At 58.8% G+C, this 16,980-nt stretch carries 15 protein-coding genes; 4 read left to right on the forward strand and 11 right to left on the reverse strand.

The genetic code is table 11. The features are described 5' to 3' along the window. Window positions 1-13 precede the first annotated feature (13 nt). Window positions 14-1,171, reverse strand: a complete 1,158-nt coding sequence (locus tag ACQ4OB_RS18915; RefSeq protein WP_074876323.1) for an efflux RND transporter periplasmic adaptor subunit — start codon at window positions 1,169-1,171, stop codon at window positions 14-16. Between the two features lie 267 nt (window positions 1,172-1,438). On the opposite strand from ACQ4OB_RS18915, the gene ACQ4OB_RS18920 reads away from it, so the two are divergent. After that, entirely contained in the window at window positions 1,439-2,140 is a 702-nt protein-coding gene (locus ACQ4OB_RS18920; RefSeq protein WP_074876325.1) for a response regulator transcription factor, read from the forward strand. Between the two features lie 4 nt (window positions 2,141-2,144). Beyond that, entirely contained in the window at window positions 2,145-3,446 is a 1,302-nt protein-coding gene (locus ACQ4OB_RS18925) for an ATP-binding protein (protein WP_430956233.1), read from the forward strand. 6 nt (window positions 3,447-3,452) lie between these two features. Here the strand turns inward: ACQ4OB_RS18925 and ACQ4OB_RS18930 are convergent, their stop codons facing one another. The 4 genes from ACQ4OB_RS18930 to ACQ4OB_RS18945 all read right to left on the reverse strand — a co-directional run bounded on the left by ACQ4OB_RS18930 (window position 3,453) and on the right by ACQ4OB_RS18945 (window position 6,411). Beyond that, the gene (locus ACQ4OB_RS18930; RefSeq protein WP_430956234.1) at window positions 3,453-4,406 is read right to left on the reverse strand and encodes a D-2-hydroxyacid dehydrogenase family protein; all 954 of its coding nucleotides are present in this window, start codon (window positions 4,404-4,406) and stop codon (window positions 3,453-3,455) included. A gap of 13 nt (window positions 4,407-4,419) precedes the next feature. Further along, window positions 4,420-5,445 (reverse strand): alpha/beta fold hydrolase, encoded by a 1,026-nt coding sequence (locus tag ACQ4OB_RS18935; RefSeq protein ID WP_430956235.1) that lies wholly within the window; start codon window positions 5,443-5,445, stop codon window positions 4,420-4,422. A gap of 85 nt (window positions 5,446-5,530) precedes the next feature. Next, window positions 5,531-5,965, reverse strand: a complete 435-nt coding sequence (locus ACQ4OB_RS18940; protein ID WP_076031233.1) for a YqaA family protein — start codon at window positions 5,963-5,965, stop codon at window positions 5,531-5,533. After that, window positions 5,965-6,411 carry a DUF411 domain-containing protein gene (locus tag ACQ4OB_RS18945; RefSeq protein ID WP_074876335.1) on the reverse strand — a complete coding sequence of 149 codons (447 nt, stop codon included), beginning with the start codon at window positions 6,409-6,411 and terminating at the stop codon, window positions 5,965-5,967. The genes ACQ4OB_RS18940 and ACQ4OB_RS18945 overlap by 1 nt, the downstream gene beginning before the upstream one ends. A gap of 365 nt (window positions 6,412-6,776) precedes the next feature. Between ACQ4OB_RS18945 and ACQ4OB_RS18950 the strand changes: the two genes are divergently transcribed. Further along, the gene (locus tag ACQ4OB_RS18950) at window positions 6,777-7,307 is read left to right on the forward strand and encodes a hypothetical protein (RefSeq protein ID WP_074876337.1); all 531 of its coding nucleotides are present in this window, start codon (window positions 6,777-6,779) and stop codon (window positions 7,305-7,307) included. Window positions 7,308-7,353: 46 nt separating this feature from the next. Here the strand turns inward: ACQ4OB_RS18950 and ACQ4OB_RS18955 are convergent, their stop codons facing one another. Next, the gene (locus ACQ4OB_RS18955; protein WP_430956236.1) at window positions 7,354-8,349 is read right to left on the reverse strand and encodes an aldo/keto reductase; all 996 of its coding nucleotides are present in this window, start codon (window positions 8,347-8,349) and stop codon (window positions 7,354-7,356) included. A 118-nt stretch (window positions 8,350-8,467) separates the two neighbouring features. Here ACQ4OB_RS18955 and ACQ4OB_RS18960 point away from each other — a divergent pair, with 118 nt between their 5' ends. Continuing rightward, a complete protein-coding gene (locus tag ACQ4OB_RS18960; protein ID WP_430956237.1) occupies window positions 8,468-9,394 on the forward strand; it encodes a LysR family transcriptional regulator in 927 nt (308 codons plus the stop codon). Here ACQ4OB_RS18960 and ACQ4OB_RS18965 read toward each other — a convergent pair. The 5 genes from ACQ4OB_RS18965 to ACQ4OB_RS18985 all read right to left on the reverse strand — a co-directional run bounded on the left by ACQ4OB_RS18965 (window position 9,383) and on the right by ACQ4OB_RS18985 (window position 16,491). Then, complete coding sequence (locus ACQ4OB_RS18965) at window positions 9,383-10,336, reverse strand: GNAT family N-acetyltransferase (RefSeq protein ID WP_430956238.1); 954 nt, start codon at window positions 10,334-10,336, stop codon at window positions 9,383-9,385. The genes ACQ4OB_RS18960 and ACQ4OB_RS18965 overlap by 12 nt on opposite strands. Beyond that, the gene (locus ACQ4OB_RS18970; protein ID WP_430956239.1) at window positions 10,336-11,625 is read right to left on the reverse strand and encodes an AMP-binding protein; all 1,290 of its coding nucleotides are present in this window, start codon (window positions 11,623-11,625) and stop codon (window positions 10,336-10,338) included. Before ACQ4OB_RS18970 ends, ACQ4OB_RS18965 begins: the two co-directional genes overlap by 1 nt. Before the next feature lie 68 nt (window positions 11,626-11,693). Then, window positions 11,694-14,096 (reverse strand): acyl-CoA reductase, encoded by a 2,403-nt coding sequence (locus tag ACQ4OB_RS18975; protein ID WP_430956240.1) that lies wholly within the window; start codon window positions 14,094-14,096, stop codon window positions 11,694-11,696. Window position 14,097: 1 nt separating this feature from the next. Beyond that, the gene (locus ACQ4OB_RS18980; RefSeq protein ID WP_430956241.1) at window positions 14,098-15,228 is read right to left on the reverse strand and encodes an acyl-protein synthase; all 1,131 of its coding nucleotides are present in this window, start codon (window positions 15,226-15,228) and stop codon (window positions 14,098-14,100) included. 21 nt (window positions 15,229-15,249) lie between these two features. Further along, a complete protein-coding gene (locus ACQ4OB_RS18985; protein ID WP_430956242.1) occupies window positions 15,250-16,491 on the reverse strand; it encodes an MFS transporter in 1,242 nt (413 codons plus the stop codon). Between the last annotated feature and the right edge of the window lie 489 nt (window positions 16,492-16,980).

Genomic DNA, 16,980 nt, shown 5'->3' on the forward strand with positions numbered 1-16,980 from the left:
AGAAGCGTCCTGCTTACTGGCCAGAAACCTGGGCAAGTGGAAGAGGGGTGTCGTCGATCTGCACTTTTTCGCCGGGACGGGCGTGCTGCAGGCCTTCGGTGACGATGCGGTCACCGGGCTTGAGACCGGCGGTGACGATCCAGCGATCGTTCTGCACGGCGCCCAGTTCGACCGGTTGCTGGCCGACTCGCTGCTCGGCATCGAGCAACAGCACTTGGGCAATACCGGCACTGTCACGCTGGATGGCCCGTTGCGGCACGCTGATGCCTTGTTGGTTGACCGCTTGCTCCAAACGCACGCGCACGAAGCTGCCCGGCAGCAAATCGAGGTCCGGGTTGGGGAATTCGCTGCGCAGAATGATCTGGCCGGTGCCGGGGTCGACGGTGATGTCGGCGAACAGCAACTTGCCGGGCAACGGATAGAGACTGCCGTCGTCCTGGATCAGCGTGGCTTTGACCTGGTCCTGACCGACCTGCTGCAAGTGGCCGGAACGGAACGCCCGGCGCAGGTCGTTTAGTTCTCGGGTCGATTGGGTGAGGTCGGCGTGAATCGGGTTCAGTTGCTGGATCAATGCCAGCGGTGTGGTTTCGTTCTGCCCGACCAGTGCGCCTTCGGTTACCAGCGCGCGACCGATGCGCCCGGAAATCGGGGCGGTGACGGTGGCGTAACCCAGGTTGAGTTTCGCCCGTTCCACGGCAGCCTGGTTCGCGGCGACGTCGGCAGCGGTTTGCCGGGCACTGGCCCGGGCGTTGTCATAGTCCTGACCGCTGATGGCATTGCCTTCGATCAACTGCGCGTAACGCTGCTCTTGCAGGCGCGCCTGGAACGCATTGGCTTGCGCCTTGCGCAGCGCCGCTTCGGCGCTGTCCAGGTCGGCCTTGAACGGCGCCGGGTCGATACGGAACAACACTTCACCTTTTTTCACATCACTGCCTTCACGGAACGCCCGTTGCAACACCACCCCGGCAACCCGGGCGCGGACTTCGGCAATGCGTGGCGCGGCAATCCGCCCGCTCAGTTCACTGGTGATCGAGAGTGGGCTGGCCTGGATGGTTTCAATGCGAACCGTGGCCAGAGGCGCCTGTTCTTCGGCCGTCGAGGCCTTGTCACAAGCGCTTAGCGTCACCGCCAGTGCAATCAGGCTGAGCCTGGCAAGCAGATTCTTTGACATGTAATACCCCAATAATGACCCCCCGCATCCTACGGGGAGGCGACGAGGGTAGCGGTGAAGCTTTGTTGGTGCTGTGTGAAATTGTGTAAGGGTTTTACTCAGGCACGGTTGAGGGCGTATATCCTTCACGCCTCGATTTCTATTGCGACTGTTAGATTGCTTTCGCGAGCAGGCTCGCTCCTACAGTTGAAATGCGGTCCCCTGTGGGAGCGAGCCTGCTCGCGAAAGCGGTCTGTCAAACGCCACTGCACTTTCTGGAAACACCCCATGCCCAACATCCTCCTGGTCGAAGACGACACCGCGCTCTCCGAACTGATTGCCAGTTACCTGGAACGCAACGGCTATAGCGTCAGCGTGATCAGCCGTGGCGACCATGTGCGCGAACGGGCGCGGGTCAATCCGCCGGACCTGGTGATCCTTGACCTGATGCTGCCGGGGCTCGATGGCCTGCAAGTCTGCCGTTTGCTGCGCGCCGATTCGGCCACCTTGCCGATCCTGATGCTCACCGCCCGCGACGACAGCCACGATCAGGTGCTGGGCCTGGAAATGGGCGCTGACGACTACGTCACCAAACCTTGCGAACCGCGGGTGTTACTGGCCCGGGTGCGGACGTTGTTGCGACGCAGCAGTCTGATTGAACCGCAGACGGCCAACGACCGCATCCTGATGGGCAATCTGTGCATCGATTTGTCCGAGCGCACCGTGACCTGGCGCGAGCAATTGGTCGAACTGTCCAGCGGTGAATACAACCTGCTGGTGGTGCTCGCTCGGCATGCCGGTGAAGTGCTCAGTCGTGACCAGATCCTGCAACGCCTGCGCGGCATCGAGTTCAATGGCACCGACCGCTCGGTGGACGTGGCGATTTCCAAGCTGCGGCGCAAGTTCGACGATCACGCCGGCGAGGCGCGCAAGATCAAGACGGTGTGGGGGAAGGGGTACCTGTTCAGCCGTTCCGAGTGGGAATGCTGAGTCGATGTTCAGAATCCTGTTTCGCCTGTATCTGGTGACCATCGTTTCGTACAGCGCGGCGATCTATCTGGTGCCTGACGTGGTGATCAAGGTCTTCCAGGAGCGCTTTGTCACCTACAACCTCGATTATTCGCGCGGGCTGCAAACCCTCATCGTCAAACAGTTTCACGCCGTGCCCCCGGCACAGTGGCCGGCATTGGCCGCGGAGATGGACAAGGAATTCCAGCCGCTGCACATCGTCCTGACCGGTAACGACGACCCCGATTTCACCGCGGATGAGCGCAGGCGTTTGCAGCGTGGCGAGAACATCGTGCGCATTGGCGACTGGGGCTGGCGCACCCTGGCGGTGTCGCCGCTGAACGAGCGGACGGTGGTGGAGATGATCGTGCCGCCGGACCCGATAGACGTCAGCCTGTTGTACTGGAGCATCAACGTGTTGATCGGCGCGACCATGCTCGCCTGCCTGTTGCTGTGGCTGCGCCCGCACTGGCGCGACCTGGAACGCCTCAAAGGGACGGCTGAACGTTTCGGCAAGGGCCATTTGAGCGAACGCACACAGATTTCCAGAAGCTCCAACATCGGTAGCCTGGCCAACGTCTTCGACACCATGGCTGGCGATATCGAGAACCTGCTCAATCAGCAGCGGGACCTGCTCAATGCCGTGTCTCACGAATTGCGTACACCCCTGACACGACTGGATTTCGGCCTGGCGCTGGCACTGTCCGACGATTTGCCCGCCGCCAGTCGCGAGCGTCTGCAAGGGCTGGTCGCGCACATTCGCGAACTCGATGAGCTGGTGCTGGAACTGTTGTCCTACAGCCGCCTGCAAAACCCGGCGCGGCTGCCGGAGCGGGTCGAAGTGTCGCTGGATGAATTTATCGACAGCATCCTCGGCAGCGTCGACGAAGAACTGGAATCCCCGGACATCGTTATCGATGTGCTCCTGCACGGACAACTTGAGCGCTTCACCCTCGACCCAAGGCTGACTGCCCGCGCCATACAGAACCTGCTGCGCAATGCGATGCGCTACTGCGAAAAACGCATCCAGATTGGTGTGCAGGTGTGTGCCAAGGGGGCGGAAATCTGGGTGGACGACGATGGGATCGGTATTCCGGATGAGGAGCGGGAGCGGATTTTCGAACCGTTCTATCGGTTGGATCGCAGTCGGGATCGGGCCACGGGCGGGTTTGGTCTGGGGTTGGCAATCAGTCGTCGGGCGTTGGAAGCCCAGGGCGGTACGCTCACCGTTGAAGCGTCGCCGCTGGGTGGGGCACGGTTTCGGTTGTGGTTGCCCACCTCAGCCTGACGCGTATCAGCTCAGTACGCGAATCGGTTCTCCCGCAGACCACGCCTGAATATCCTCGATCATCTGCGAGAAAAACTGCTGATAGTTTTGTTGGCTGACATACCCGACGTGGGGCGTGGCCAGCACAGTGTCCAGGGTTCTGAACGGATGATGAGGTGGCAAGGGTTCCTGCTCGAAGACGTCCAGCGCAGCACCGGCCAGTCGCCGTTTTTGCAACGCCTTGATCAACGCCGCCTCATCGACGATCGGGCCACGGGCAGTGTTGACCAGCAGCGCCGAAGGTTTCATCCAGTCCAACGCCTGGGCGTCCACCAAGCCGCGGCTACGCTCGCTGAGCACCAGATGGACCGAGAGCACATCGGCCTGTTCGAACAGTTCCTGTTTGCTGACGCAGGTCACGCCGACTTCGGCTGCGCGTGCGGCGGTCAGGTTCTCGCTCCAGGCAATCACCCGCATGCCGAACACCTGGCCGAACCGGGCAACGCGAGTGCCAATGCTGCCCAGCCCCAGGATTGCCAGGGTCTTGCCATGCAGGTCGCCGCCCAGTCTTTGCTGCCATAAACCGGCTCGCAGGGCGTTGGCTTCAACCACCAGGTTGCGGGTCGCCGCCATGATCAACGCCCAGGTCAGTTCCGGCGCGGCGTGCTTGTAACTGTCGGTGCCACAGACCTGAATGCCCTGCGCGGCGGCGGCTTTCAGGTCCAGGGCGGCGTTGCGCATGCCACCGGTGACCAGCAGCTTGAGATTCGGTAAGCGCCGCAGCAAGTCCTCATCGAACCGGGTGCGTTCGCGCATCACGCAGATCACTTCGAACTCGCCCAGCCTTGCCGCCAGGGTGTCGTTGTCGCCAGGGTAGTCATGGATGAAACTTACCTGGCCGATGGGCTCCAGCACCGACCAGTCCACCACGTCACGGGCCACGTCCTGCCAGTCATCAATCATCGCGATCTGCACTGTCATCGGCTTTACCTCATCAATGAACGGGGTTGGTATTGTTCAGCCAAGCGAGCAGGGCCTGGTGGAATTGCGCCGGTTCTTCCATTTGCGGCGCGTGGCCCATGCCGGGGAATTCGACCAGCGTCGATCGGGGAATCAGTTTCGCCACCTGCTTGCCGAGGACGTCGTAGTGACCGAGTTTCGCCTTGACCTCGGGCGGTGCGATGTCGCTGCCGATGGCCGTGGTATCGGATGTACCGATCAGCAGCAGGGTCGGCATCTTCAGGTCCTTGAACTCGTAGTACACCGGTTGGGTGAAGATCATGTCGTAGATCAGCGCCGAATTCCACGCCACCTGCGTATGCCCCGGCCCTTTGTTCAGTCCCGCGAGCATGTCTACCCAGCGATCGAATTCCGGCTTCCAGCGACCGCCGTAATAGGTGTTGCGTTCATAGGTGCGGATGCCGTCGGCGGTGAGTTTCAGCTCGCGCTCATACCATTGATCGACCGTGCGATAGGGCACGCCGAGCGCTTTCCAGTCTTCCAGGCCGATGGGGTTGACCAGGGCCAGTTGTTCAACCTGATCGGGGTATTGCAGCGCATAGCGAGTGGCGAGCATGCCGCCGGTGGAGTGCCCGAGAACACTGGCCTTTTGAATGCCCAGGGCCTTGAGCAATTGCTGGGTGTTGGTCGCCAGTTGCTGGAAGCTGTACTGATAATGGTCGGGTTTGCTGGAGGTGCAGAAACCGATCTGGTCCGGGGCGATGACCCGGTAACCGGCTTCACTCAGGGCCTTGATCGAACTGTCCCAGGTGGCACCGCAGAAGTTCTTGCCGTGCATCAGCACCACGCTGCGTCCGTTGGCCTTGCCGTTGGCGGCGACATCCATGTAACCCATTTGCAGGGATTTGCCCTGGGATTCAAAGGCGAAATGCTTGACCGTGTAGGGGTATTCGAAACCTTGCAGCTCCGGCCCGTATTCCGGGCCTTCGGCGTGGGCGATGACAGGCAATGCAGCGGTCAGTAGCAGGCTGGGCAGCCAGCGGATAGGGGTGAGGGACATGGGCGAGCTCCATTGGAAATCGGCCGATGCTGGATCGGCATGATTAGGGCGACATTAAACACAGGCAATCGCCGTGGATAATCGTTCAACCCATCCAGCCCACTGTGGCCATGGCCAACACACCATAACGGGCGCCTTTGGCGAGGGTCACGATCAGCAGGAATCGCCCCAGCGGCTCGCGCATCACGCCGGCCACCAAGGTCAGCGGATCACCGATCACAGGCACCCAGCTCAGCAGCAACGACCAATGACCGTAACGCTGATAATGCACCCGGGCTTTTTCCAGATGGCGCGGGCTGACGGGAAACCAGCGCCGATCATGAAACCGCTCGATACCGCGCCCCAGCCACCAGTTCACCAGCGACCCCAGGACATTGCCCAATGTCGCCACGGCGAGCAGCGACCAGAGCCAATACTTGCCGCTGAGCAACAGCCCCACCAACACCGCTTCGGACTGCAAGGGCAGCAAGGTTGCCGCACCGAATGCGGCAAAGAACAGCCCGATGTACGCACCGAACATCAATGGGCCGGGTAGTCCGCCACCACCATGTCGGTGCCATCTTTCTTCAGGCCGATCACTTGATACGCATCACTCATGCCGTCCATTTCCATGCCGGGTGAACCCATGGGCATGCCGGGTGCGGCGACGCCCAGCAGATCGTCGCGCTTGCTCAAGGCCAGCACCTGATCGGCGGGGACATGACCTTCAACGAATTTGCCGTTGATCAAAGCGGTATGACACGACGCCAGACGTGGAGGCACGCCGTGCTGTTGCTTGAATTCGCTCATATTGGCTTCGACGTGATCGTCGACTTTGAAGCCGTTGGCTTCCAGATGGCTGATCCATTTTTTGCAGCAACCGCAATTGGCATCGCGGTGAACCTCGATCGGGATCAGGTCGGCGGCCTGGGCCAGGGAGGAAATGAACAGGGCGCTCAGGGCGACCAGACGCAGGTGGGTTCGCATGGGGGATCTCGTCTCGAATAGCGGCCAAAAAATGCATTTTGACCATTCTAACCAGTATCGAGGCAGGAGATTGTTTCGAAGTAATACGAGTTTCAGCCGCCGCACATTCTTTGTAGCAGCTGCCGAAGGCTGCGTCCGGCTGCGTAGCGTCGAAAAATCACACTCCCATTGGATAAGCCAATGAAACAGGGCGCTTTTCCGCTTGTATCGTAAATGTACGAGAATTGTAAAAAACCGGAATAAATAGTTGGTATGGCAAGTGGCCAGGCTGATACTCGCCCGCTCTTAACCAGATTAAACAAGGAGCTTTTTATGGTCGCCTCACACGGATGTCTGTTTCAGATAGCGCAGTCGGGAGTTCGGTCATGACTATTGGCTATACCGGTGCCTGGACTTCCAAGGCAGGTTTGCTGGTCAAGGACACAGGCGCTGGCAAGCCTGTGACGCACAGCGCCAGGGTCAAGCAAATGCTGGCATTGGTGGGAAGCGATCCCAGTGCGCTCAACACGAAGTTGATGGATGAGCAGAAACTGCACAGAAACATCAAAGGCTTCGATCCGGAAAATGTCACCGCCAAACAACTGGGCAATCTCAGTGCGTTCTTGAAAGCCAAAGGACTGATTTCTGATATTACTTCAATGACCTTAATGAATGCCGGTGACAAGTTTGACCGGTTCGGAATACAGAAAGACCCGGATGCGAAATTCAATGCACTGGAGTATTTCGCCACTCAACTGGACACCATCCAGAACAACAGCATCAAGGGTGACAAGTACGCTGCGGGACTGATCCCGGAATACAAGAAAGCGATCTACGTACTGCAGAATTTACAAGCTTATGGCAAGGGCAACGGCACATCAGTGCCTACCGACAAGGGCGTCAGCTCAAAGGCGTGACGGTTTGTCCTGGCCCACTCAACTTGTCGAATGGGCCAGGTGTCGGTTACCGGTCAAGTAACTCCATGACTTCTTCCGGATAACGTAAACCCGCCGTGGCATTGGCCGGGAATATCGCTTCCAGTGCTTGCAAGTCTTCGCCGCTGAGCTTCACATCCAGCGCGGCCACATTTTCTTCCAGGTATTTACGCTGTTTGGTTCCGGGAATCGGGATAACGTAATCACCCTGAGCCAGCACCCATGCGAGCGCGAGTTGGCCGGCGGTCACGCCTTTGTCTGCGGCCAGGTCCTGCACTTGCCGCACCAACAACAGGTTTTTGGCGAAGTTTTCGCCTTGAAAACGTGGGCTGAAGCGCCGGTAGTCGTCTGCCGCGAAATCATCAGGGCTTTTCAGCGCGCCGGTGAGAAAGCCACGGCCCAAAGGGCTGTAGGGGACGAAGGCAACCCCCAGGCGCTGACACGCCGCCAGACAACCGTTTTCCTCCTGATCACGGCTCCATAACGAATATTCACTTTGCAGCGCACTGATCGGATGAACCTTGTGCGCGCGCTCAAGCGTTGCGACCGAGGCCTCGCTCAAACCCAGGTATCGAACCTTGCCGGCTTTCACCAGGTCGGCCATGGCGCCGACGGTTTCCTCGATGGCCACCTGCGGATCGATGCGGTGCTGGTAATACAAGTCCAGAGTCTCGACACCGAGGCGCTTGAGGGTGCCGTCGATAGCGGCGCGAATGTACTCCGGTCGGCCATTCACGCCCCGCGCAACCGGATTGGCCGGGTCGCGAACGATCCCGAATTTGCTGGCCAGAAACACCTGGTCTCGCTTGCCGACGATGGCTTTGCCGATCAGTTCTTCGTTGGTGTGCGGGCCGTACATGTCGGCGGTGTCGAGCAGGTTGATGCCCAATTCCAGCGCGCGATGCAGTGTGACCGTGGCTTCGCGGACGTCCACGCCAGTCGTGTAGAAATCGGTCATGCCCATGCAGCCCAGACCCATCGCGCTGACGAGTGGACCGTTTTTGCCCAGTTGACGTGTTTGCATTGAAATCAGCTCCCTGTGAAGTGAAGTCCATTGTTGATCTCGACAGAAACAAGATAAACCGGCTAAAACTGCTATCACTGTTCGTAATTTCTAAATAATCAGCCGGTAAGCAATAGCCATGGACCGTTTTAATGCGATGCGCGTGTTCACTCGAATCGTCGAACTGGGCGGTTTTGCCAAAGCGGCGGATAGCCTGCAATTGCCCCGTGCCTCCGTGACCATCCTGATCAAACAGTTGGAAGCGCATCTCGGTGTGCAACTGTTGCAACGCACGACGCGGCAGATCAGCCTGACGCTCGACGGCGCGGCCTATTACCCTCGTTGCGTGCGGTTGCTGGCGGATCTGGAGGAAACCGAAGCAGTGTTCAGCGCTGCACGGAATAACCCCAAGGGGCTGCTGCGCGTGGACATGCCGGCGGGAGTAGGGCGCTTGATAGTGATCCCGGCGTTACCGCAATTCACTGCTCGATATCCTTTGATCGAGCTGGAAATCGGCTTGAATGACCGGCCTGTCGACTTGATACGCGAAGGCGTCGATTGCGTGCTGCGGGGCGGCGACTCACTGGATGATTCACTGGTGGCGCGGCCGTTGGTCATGCTGGACCAGGTCACGTGTGCCAGCCCCGATTACTTGAAGCGATTCGGAGCGCCTCAGTGTCTGGCTGACCTGGAAGGCCATCAGATGGTGGAGTACTTCTCCAGCAACAATGGCAAGCGTTATGGGCTGGAGTTCATGGTCAATGATCAGGTTCAGCTCATTGATTTGCCCAAGCAAGTTTCGGTCAACAGCGCCGATGGTTACCTGGCCGCGTGCGAGGCGGGGTATGGTCTGGTCCAGGCCCCGTCTTACCACGTAGCGCGCCAGTTGAGCGAAGGCCGTTTATGTGAAGTCCTCAGTGCGGTGCCGACACCGGGCATGCCGCTGACCGCGCTTTACCCGCCACACCGCCAGTTGTCCCGGCGGGTGAGGGTGTTTGTCGACTGGCTGGTAGAGCTTTGCGCGCAGCCGGGCAATGACTTTTATCGAAAAGCCTCACGCGGCTGAGCGGGCTCTGTTCAGCGCTTCGGCGCTACTCTGCATGTTGGTGTTTTGCTGTAAATCGTCATGCAAGCGTTGCATGTGCGGGCAATGCAGGTCGAGGTGTCGAGACTGCGCCCCTCGATGAAACAGTGCGAACCACCCCTGGGCACTGGAGGTAGGCGTCAGCCCGGTAAAGGTGAAACCAAGGGCCGCCAGATTGCGAACGTCCTGGGCAAAGTGCCGTGACAACTGAAGTTTGGCCGAGATCAGCCAGTGCCTGGGCAATTGCCGGACCTGCTCAAGCAGACGTTTGGTCAAACGCTGAATGACCATGTCGAATCTTTTATGGTGTTGCTTGAGTTGCAAGGGCAGGGAAGACAACGGCGTCATGTCCGCATGAGTGCCGAACACAGCACACAAGTGCTGCATAAACCCTCGGCAGCTTTCAGGCCATGGGATATCGGGAAGTGGACGCGTTTGCCCTTCGACTACATGGCAACCCATCACGATGGTTTCCGGCAGCGGCTCGGCGAAGGGCGAAGGGACGTAGTCAGGTAGCAAACCCGTGCTGTGGAAGCCGATGCTTGCAGCCATGCGTTGCGTGTAGGGATGGTGTGTCACTTGTTTGATCGAGACGCTGTTGAACCCCATGGAACCTGATTGCGACAACAACTCCCGACCCAGACGGGTCGCGATGCTCTGCCCCTGCGCGGCGGGATGTACCACGCTGAGGGCCAGTTCGGTGGTGTCCGCAGGTGTGTCATGACACAACGCGGCATGCCCTAGAACGCGTACGTCGTCCACCGCCAGCATCGACTTCCAGCGTCCCTTGGCATTGTGCTGATCGATCATGTTCGGCAAGTACACATCCGGCTGCACGTAATGATCGCCATAGACCTCGCGAAACAACTGGCTTACGGCACGTGCGTCGGAGGGGCGATAGGGGCGAAAAATCAAATGCGGCATCATGCGGGCTCCGACAATGGTGCGTCATACACGCGCAGGTCCTGGACCCGCAATTGTTTGCCGGAGCGTGGGTGAAGCTTCAATGCGGTGACTGCACAAGACAACACTCGCAATTCCAGCAGACCCTCGCGGCTCAACTCCTCGATGGCGGGATAGTGTTCAACCAACGCCTCGTACAACGCTCGGCACACCGGTACGGTGGCCATCGATAGCGTTGAGGGAACCCACTTCACACTCAAAATATCTTTGTATCCGTCATGTTCGATCAGCAATTGCCATTGGTCGTTGTGGGCAATGCGCTGGACGATCTGCTGGATGTCGTCGATCAGCAGCGACAGCACGCCGACGCGCACTCGCTGGCTGTGCACGCTACGTCCCTTGAGGGCGAATTTGCGATTTGGGGCTGAGCCGGGCTCGCGCCAGCACGCGCGGTCGCCCACTGGATAACGCAGCAGTGGCATGAGCCGGCGGGTCAGACTAGTCACCACCAACAATCCGGTGCGATCGCATTCTTCGATGACTTCGCCGGTGAGTTCATCGATGATCTCGAGCAAGGTTTGTGGTTCAAACACCCGATGCTCGCCCAAGGCGCAGTCAGGAGCGCTGGCCCCGATAAGGCCGGCATCTACGCTGGCATAGCCAATGGACGCGATGCGCACGTTGGGAAATACGTCGGTGAGGATTGCTACCTGCTGGGCAAACAGGCTTTCGCCGCCATACAACAACGTCTCAACCCCGCGCAGTACTCGCCGATGCTGGTTCAGGTAGGCAGCGAATCGCAGCAGCTGTGCCGGGACGCCGACCAGCACGTTGATCCGATGCTGATCAATCGCATCGGCCAGTGCGCCCAGCTCCGCGTGTCCAGTAAACGGAAACTCGCAGATCGATCGCCTGACGTGTACCAGGGAGTCGTGGATGAACAGAAAGCTGGCATAGAGATCTCCGGAAAAGAACAGATTGGCGACACGGTCGCCGTCATTCAGTTGTGAGGAGAAGCTTTCTCCAAATGTACTGACCAGTTCTTGCCATTCGCTATAGGTGTAAACGGACAGTTTGCCCTGGCTGGTCGATCCGCCGGTTTGAAACACCAACGCATCGTCGACCTTTGCGGTCAGGACCGGCCAATGATTCAAGTCATGGCTGTCAGACCAATAGTCCACAGCGTTGGTCAGCGGTATATCTTGCAACTTAATGCCCTGCGACGGTAAGTGTTCCAGTTGCTGGCGGTAGAAGTTTGAATGTTGTCGTATATAAGACAGCAGTTGTTCGAGTGAATAAGTCGATTTCACTGGATTCTCTCTTTTCTATCAGGCGTCTAGACAGTCGGAAAACAAGTTGTGAGTAGTTCTCGGTATTTTTATTTTCTTTTATCAATAACCAACGGTGTTTTGCCGCTGTGTTTATTCCGAGTGAATGCTTGTTCCTTGCATGTTTGAACTTCAACAATTAACAGGTTGGCGTTCACGGCGTTTACCAGCGCTTGATCGTTCAATAAGGCGTGGCGGACCTGATCGGCGTCTGCATTCGACAAAACTGTCAGCCGCTCGACGCCATCAGGGCTGTGATCGAGAACTATCTGCATGGGCGCGCCGACGCTATCGTGCAGAGCCGACGGTGAAATGAATTCCGTGCCCATTCGCACCAGTTTGCCGTGGCGCTGGAGCAGTTCGAATCGGGGTGAGTCCATCCCGCACGGACAGGCTCCGGGCATCCAGCGACCGGTGTCACCCACGTCATATCGGCGCACGGTCTGGCCTTGACGTGCTCGTGAGGTAAACAGCAGGCGACCGACCTCATTAGCCTGGACCGGTTCATCCTGTTCGATCTGCACGATTTCCAGATGCTGGGTTTCGCACATCAAGTGAAACACCCCGTTCGCGGTAGCTGCGCACGCATGCCCCAAAGGACCGGCGTCGACGGAACCATAGATCGCCGAGCGGATCATCGAAACCCCGCAACTTTCCATGAGGCTCAGGCTGGTTTGGCCCGGGTGCTCGCCGCCGAGGAACACTTTGCTGATACCTGCGTACGCGCGAAGTCGGGCCTGCTCGCTGAAGAACAGACGATGCAAGGTGCTCGGCATGCCGATCAGCACGGTGACACGCTGGTCAACGATCAATTGGGCGATTTCGCTGAAGTCATTGTCCTGGGGCGCCCCCATGGGGAAATGTGTGACGCCCATCTGCTCCAGTATTTTGGTAAAGCTGAGGAACCCCCCGTACAGGCTGCCGCCGTAAAACAGGTTCATGACCCGGTCCTGTGCAGGATCGAGGCCGGCGGCGAACAGGCCGTCTGCCGCTGCGCGCATCTGTCGTTGAAAGTCGCGATAGCTGAAGCCGGCGAGGGCGGGAGTGCCGCTGCTCCCTCCCGAGCGGAAATACAATTGCGCTGCGGCGCCCATCGGTTGGGTCGTGAAGGCGTTTTTGTCCATGATCGGCGCATCGGCAATGTCAGGGGCCGGTGGGACCGGGTCGAGCGTCGCCCGGCCCGGCAAAACATCCGCCGACAGGCTCACCGAGAGGCGGCGACTCAAACGCGTCAACGCGTAAACGCCATCATGCGGCTCACCGGCGTAGCCATCATGAATCCCCGGGCAAGGCGCAATACGGGTGACGCCAGCGTTGACCAGTGTTCGCACAAGTCCTGGCGTTTCTGTCGCAGAGCAAATCAGTGCGCAGCTTTGCAGGACCGTGCGCCAGGGCAAGAGCGTCTCGGCGATCAAGTGTTGCGGCACAGGCTTGAGTAGCAGCGTACGAAACAGTGGCGATGGCGCGAGCGTCTGATGGTGTTCCCAGATGATCCGCCATCCATGGCCGGCCCAGACCTGGCCGCGTTGGTTCGCAAAACAGTAATCCAGTTGCGCCATGGCCGTGCGGGTGGTGATTTCGCACGCCTCCTGGTCCGTGGGTACCAGCGCCGGCCAGCGCGAGGCACGGCGCGTGAAGGCTTCGCTCAAACGCTCGCCCAGGTCTTGCAGAATGGCCGGATCATTGCTGTCCACCAGCACCCATTGCGGGCTGGAACACGCTTGTTGATCCAGGCTGCACACTTCATCCACCAACGCATCCAGCGCCGAAGGGCTGGCCGCGTCAGGCGACAGATAAGCGAAACTGATCCTGTGCCCCCAATCGATCCAGCGACATCCGGCGGGGATCTGCTGACGAATCGCCGTGAGTGCCTTTTCACCGCCCCAGGCTGACACGCCATCGGCCTGAGCGCAGAGTTCGGCTATCAGGGAAGTGCCCACGGGCAGTACCGCGACGAACTCGGCAAGCCTGCCGCTGGTGTCGCACTTCACAAATTCAGCCAACAACTTTGCAGTCAAACCCGCATCGCTGGCGCTGGGGCGTAACCAGTTGATGTTACCGGCCAGCAGGCTTTCGAGAACCGCGCAGAACGCCAGCATCGGCGCATTGCCCGGCGTCACATGCACCACCAGTCCCAAGGGGTGCCAGCTTTCAAAGTGTGGCTGCCGGTAGTCGATACGTCTCAGCGAACGGGGTTGCGAACCCAGTTCTCGCTCAAGCTTTGTGCTCAGGTTGCTGCGCTGGCAGAACTCGCTCAGCCCCTGACATTGATCGTCGTCCAGAGGCAGGTTCAGGCTGCGAGTCTGTAACTGCGCGGCGAAACGAGCCGCGGCTTCAATGACGGTCTCGCTGTCGATCGGTGCAGAAAGCAGCCCGGGCAATTGTTTTCGAAGGCTGTCGAGGGCGCTTTGCGGGGTAACGTCGTCACGCAGTTGGCCATTGATCAGGTACATATCAAGCCCCTCCCAGCAATTCGGAAGCCGCCATCGCGCAACTGCGACTGGCGGTGGTGCCGGCACGCCCGTGCAGCTCGAACCAATCGGTGCTCAGGCCGCATCCGCAACTGGCGCCGGGGTGTAATGTCGCCAGGTCGCCCATGACCACCGCGTGAGCAGGGCTTGACGAAATGTACGGGGAGACGAATTCCAGCAAGCCGCGCTGGCCGTATGGCTGGACCGTGAAATCGGATGGGTTGCGCACGAAAACCTTCGAATAAACGGGGGCATGAAAATGATGACGGGCACACTGGATATAGGGCACGGCATGCTCGACGGCTCCGTAACCATCGCGACAGCGGGACAGGTCGACACCCAATTGCCGATTGATTCGGGCGTACAACTCAAGCAATGGAATCTCTTGTGCTGCCTGGGTTTTCCAGCCACCCCCCAAAAACACCAATGACTGAGCTGGAAGCTCGAGATTCGGTGCGCCGGTGTCTTCCATGTGCTGTAGCGCATGGGAAAGAAACGCAGGAAATCCAAGAATTCGCACGGGCAAGCCCTCGTCGGCAAACTCCTGCAAGGCGCGAATCACGCCAAACAGGTCGAACTCGTGACCTTTGGCCGTCCGGCGCAATCCGTAGACGAGCCGATTGACGGGCGCATAGCTGCACAGAAACTGGTCGGTGTAAGCGGTGCCCAAGGTGATGGCTGCCTCGGGCTCGTAGCTCAGGAGCAAATAATTGCAGGGGCTTTGCGGCGTATCCCAGCCGTAGTGCCGGAAAATGTGGCTCACCATGCCTTGAGCCGCCGCCATGCTGCGAGAGTCATAGCGCATGCGACTTTTCTGGCCGCTGGTGCCGGATGAGGTCAGCTCCAGCGCGCCTTCGCCGGTAGGACCGAACAACAGGTGACGTTTAAAATAGTTGGCGAAAATCGGTGGCAACTTGGACCAGTCGTCCAGTGTTTCGAGGTCTTGGGCATCGAACCCGTTGGCGTTCAGCCAGCGTTCGTAGCCAGGCGTGTGGTGACAATGAAACAAGCTGATTTCCCCCATCGCCTGATCGAACAGGCCCTCAGGGACGGAATCCAGGCAATAGGGTTGCGTTAACGCGCAAAGCGCATCGGTGTGGGGTAAGTGGATCATCAGAAGACCTGCTGTGGGGTGTCAGACGGCAAGCGGGATTTGAGAGCGCCGCAGAAACAGGCGCAGGGGCGCCAGGCTCAGCAGCCCAGCGATACCCGCCATCAAAGCGAAGGATTCGTGGCTGTCACCGGCACCGACGGCCGCAATAAGCGAGCCGCCGCCACCCATGACGGCGATCGAGATCATGCCGATCATGGCCGAGACCAGACCTTTGCTGTCATCGCTGGCGAACAGCGCAAGCCGGTACAACGCGGCATTGCTCATGCCCAGTCCCACGGCGTACAGCGCCAGGCAACTGATCAGCACGACGGTCGAACCGCCATGGATGCTGACGGCGACTAACGCGATGAGGCCGCCGCAAAACGGCCAAAGCGCGTATCGAATCAGTTGTGGCAGTTCAACGTTGGCAATCAGTCGATTGAGGATCAGATTGCCGAGAATGACGGCTGTAAATACCGGGATTTGCCACAGGCCGTAGTGCAGCGTTGATAACCCCTGGTTGTGGATCAGCAAGAGCGGCGCCAAGCCGATCCAGGCAATCAACGGCAGGCTCATCACGCCCAGCGCGACAGCGGCGCACAGGAATCGCGGGTTAGTCAGCAACGCCGCATAGCGGCGTAGGGTGCCGTGCCATTCAAAGCGTACTGCTTCCAGTCGCTGACCGTCGTGGCGCAGGGTGCCCACGGTTTCCGGCATGAACAAATAAAGCCCGAGCCAGACCATCACGCCGCCGATACCCAGCAGTAAAAACAGCTCCCGCCAGGACAACCATTCCAGCAGCAGACTGCCGAGCAACGGCCCCAGTAGCGGGGAGAGCAACGCAACGTTCCCCAACAGCGCCATGATTTTGACCGCGTCGGCTTCGCAGAAAACTTCTTGCAGGGCCGGGTAGCTGACCGCGATGACAAACCCCAACCCCATGCCCTGAATCAGTCGCAAGCCATTGAACGCGGAAATGCTTTGCACCTTGAACGCGGCGGCGCAGGCCAGGGCGAATACCGCACAACCGATAAGCAACATCCGGCGGCGGCCGAAATGATCGGACAGCGGGCCAATAAGCCATTGCAGAAGAATGCCGCCGGCCAAATAAAGATTGAAGGCGTAAGGGACATGGTCGGGACTGGCATCCAATTGATGGGTAACGGTCAACATGCCCGGCATGATCATATCGCTGGCCATATAGGTCAGCAGTTCGAAAAAAGTGATTGCAAGGCAAAAGCCCAATAGATGTCGGGAGCTGATATTGATTAAAGGCTTGTGCATGGCGTCTCTTTTTTGCGCGAAGTTTAATATCGGGTCTTTTGCAACGCGCCGAGATTAATCACGGAACATGAATAGCTCCAATGAACTATTGAAACTCAAGGTTTCGATAGTTTTCGCTATGTTTCGATATTCCATTGATAGGAATAGGTAAATATGCCCGTACGAAAAATACTCGCGACAGGGCGGGCATTTATTTAGCAGTTATCGGATTGGGTATTTAGCTTACGAATGAAGGTTCAAATATCCACGTTATCGATGCTGGTAATACCCCGGCCCACCACGGTCGTAATGGTGATCGCCGTGGGGGAAAACGATGCAGCTGCTCAGGGCCAGGAGAGCGAGCAGGGGGAATCGGCAGTGCGATTCGACGGAACATTTCAAAATCCTCACGGGGCAATAAAGCCAAATCCAGTGATCGGCTGTAACATGAGACCCCGTTTTGTAGTGTCCTATCATCGGAGAAAGGTAGGGCTTGGCACGCGCTCTGAT

The organism is Pseudomonas sp. ES4, assembly GCF_050586665.1.
GTDB classification, from domain to species: Bacteria; Pseudomonadota; Gammaproteobacteria; order Pseudomonadales; family Pseudomonadaceae; genus Aquipseudomonas; species Aquipseudomonas frederiksbergensis.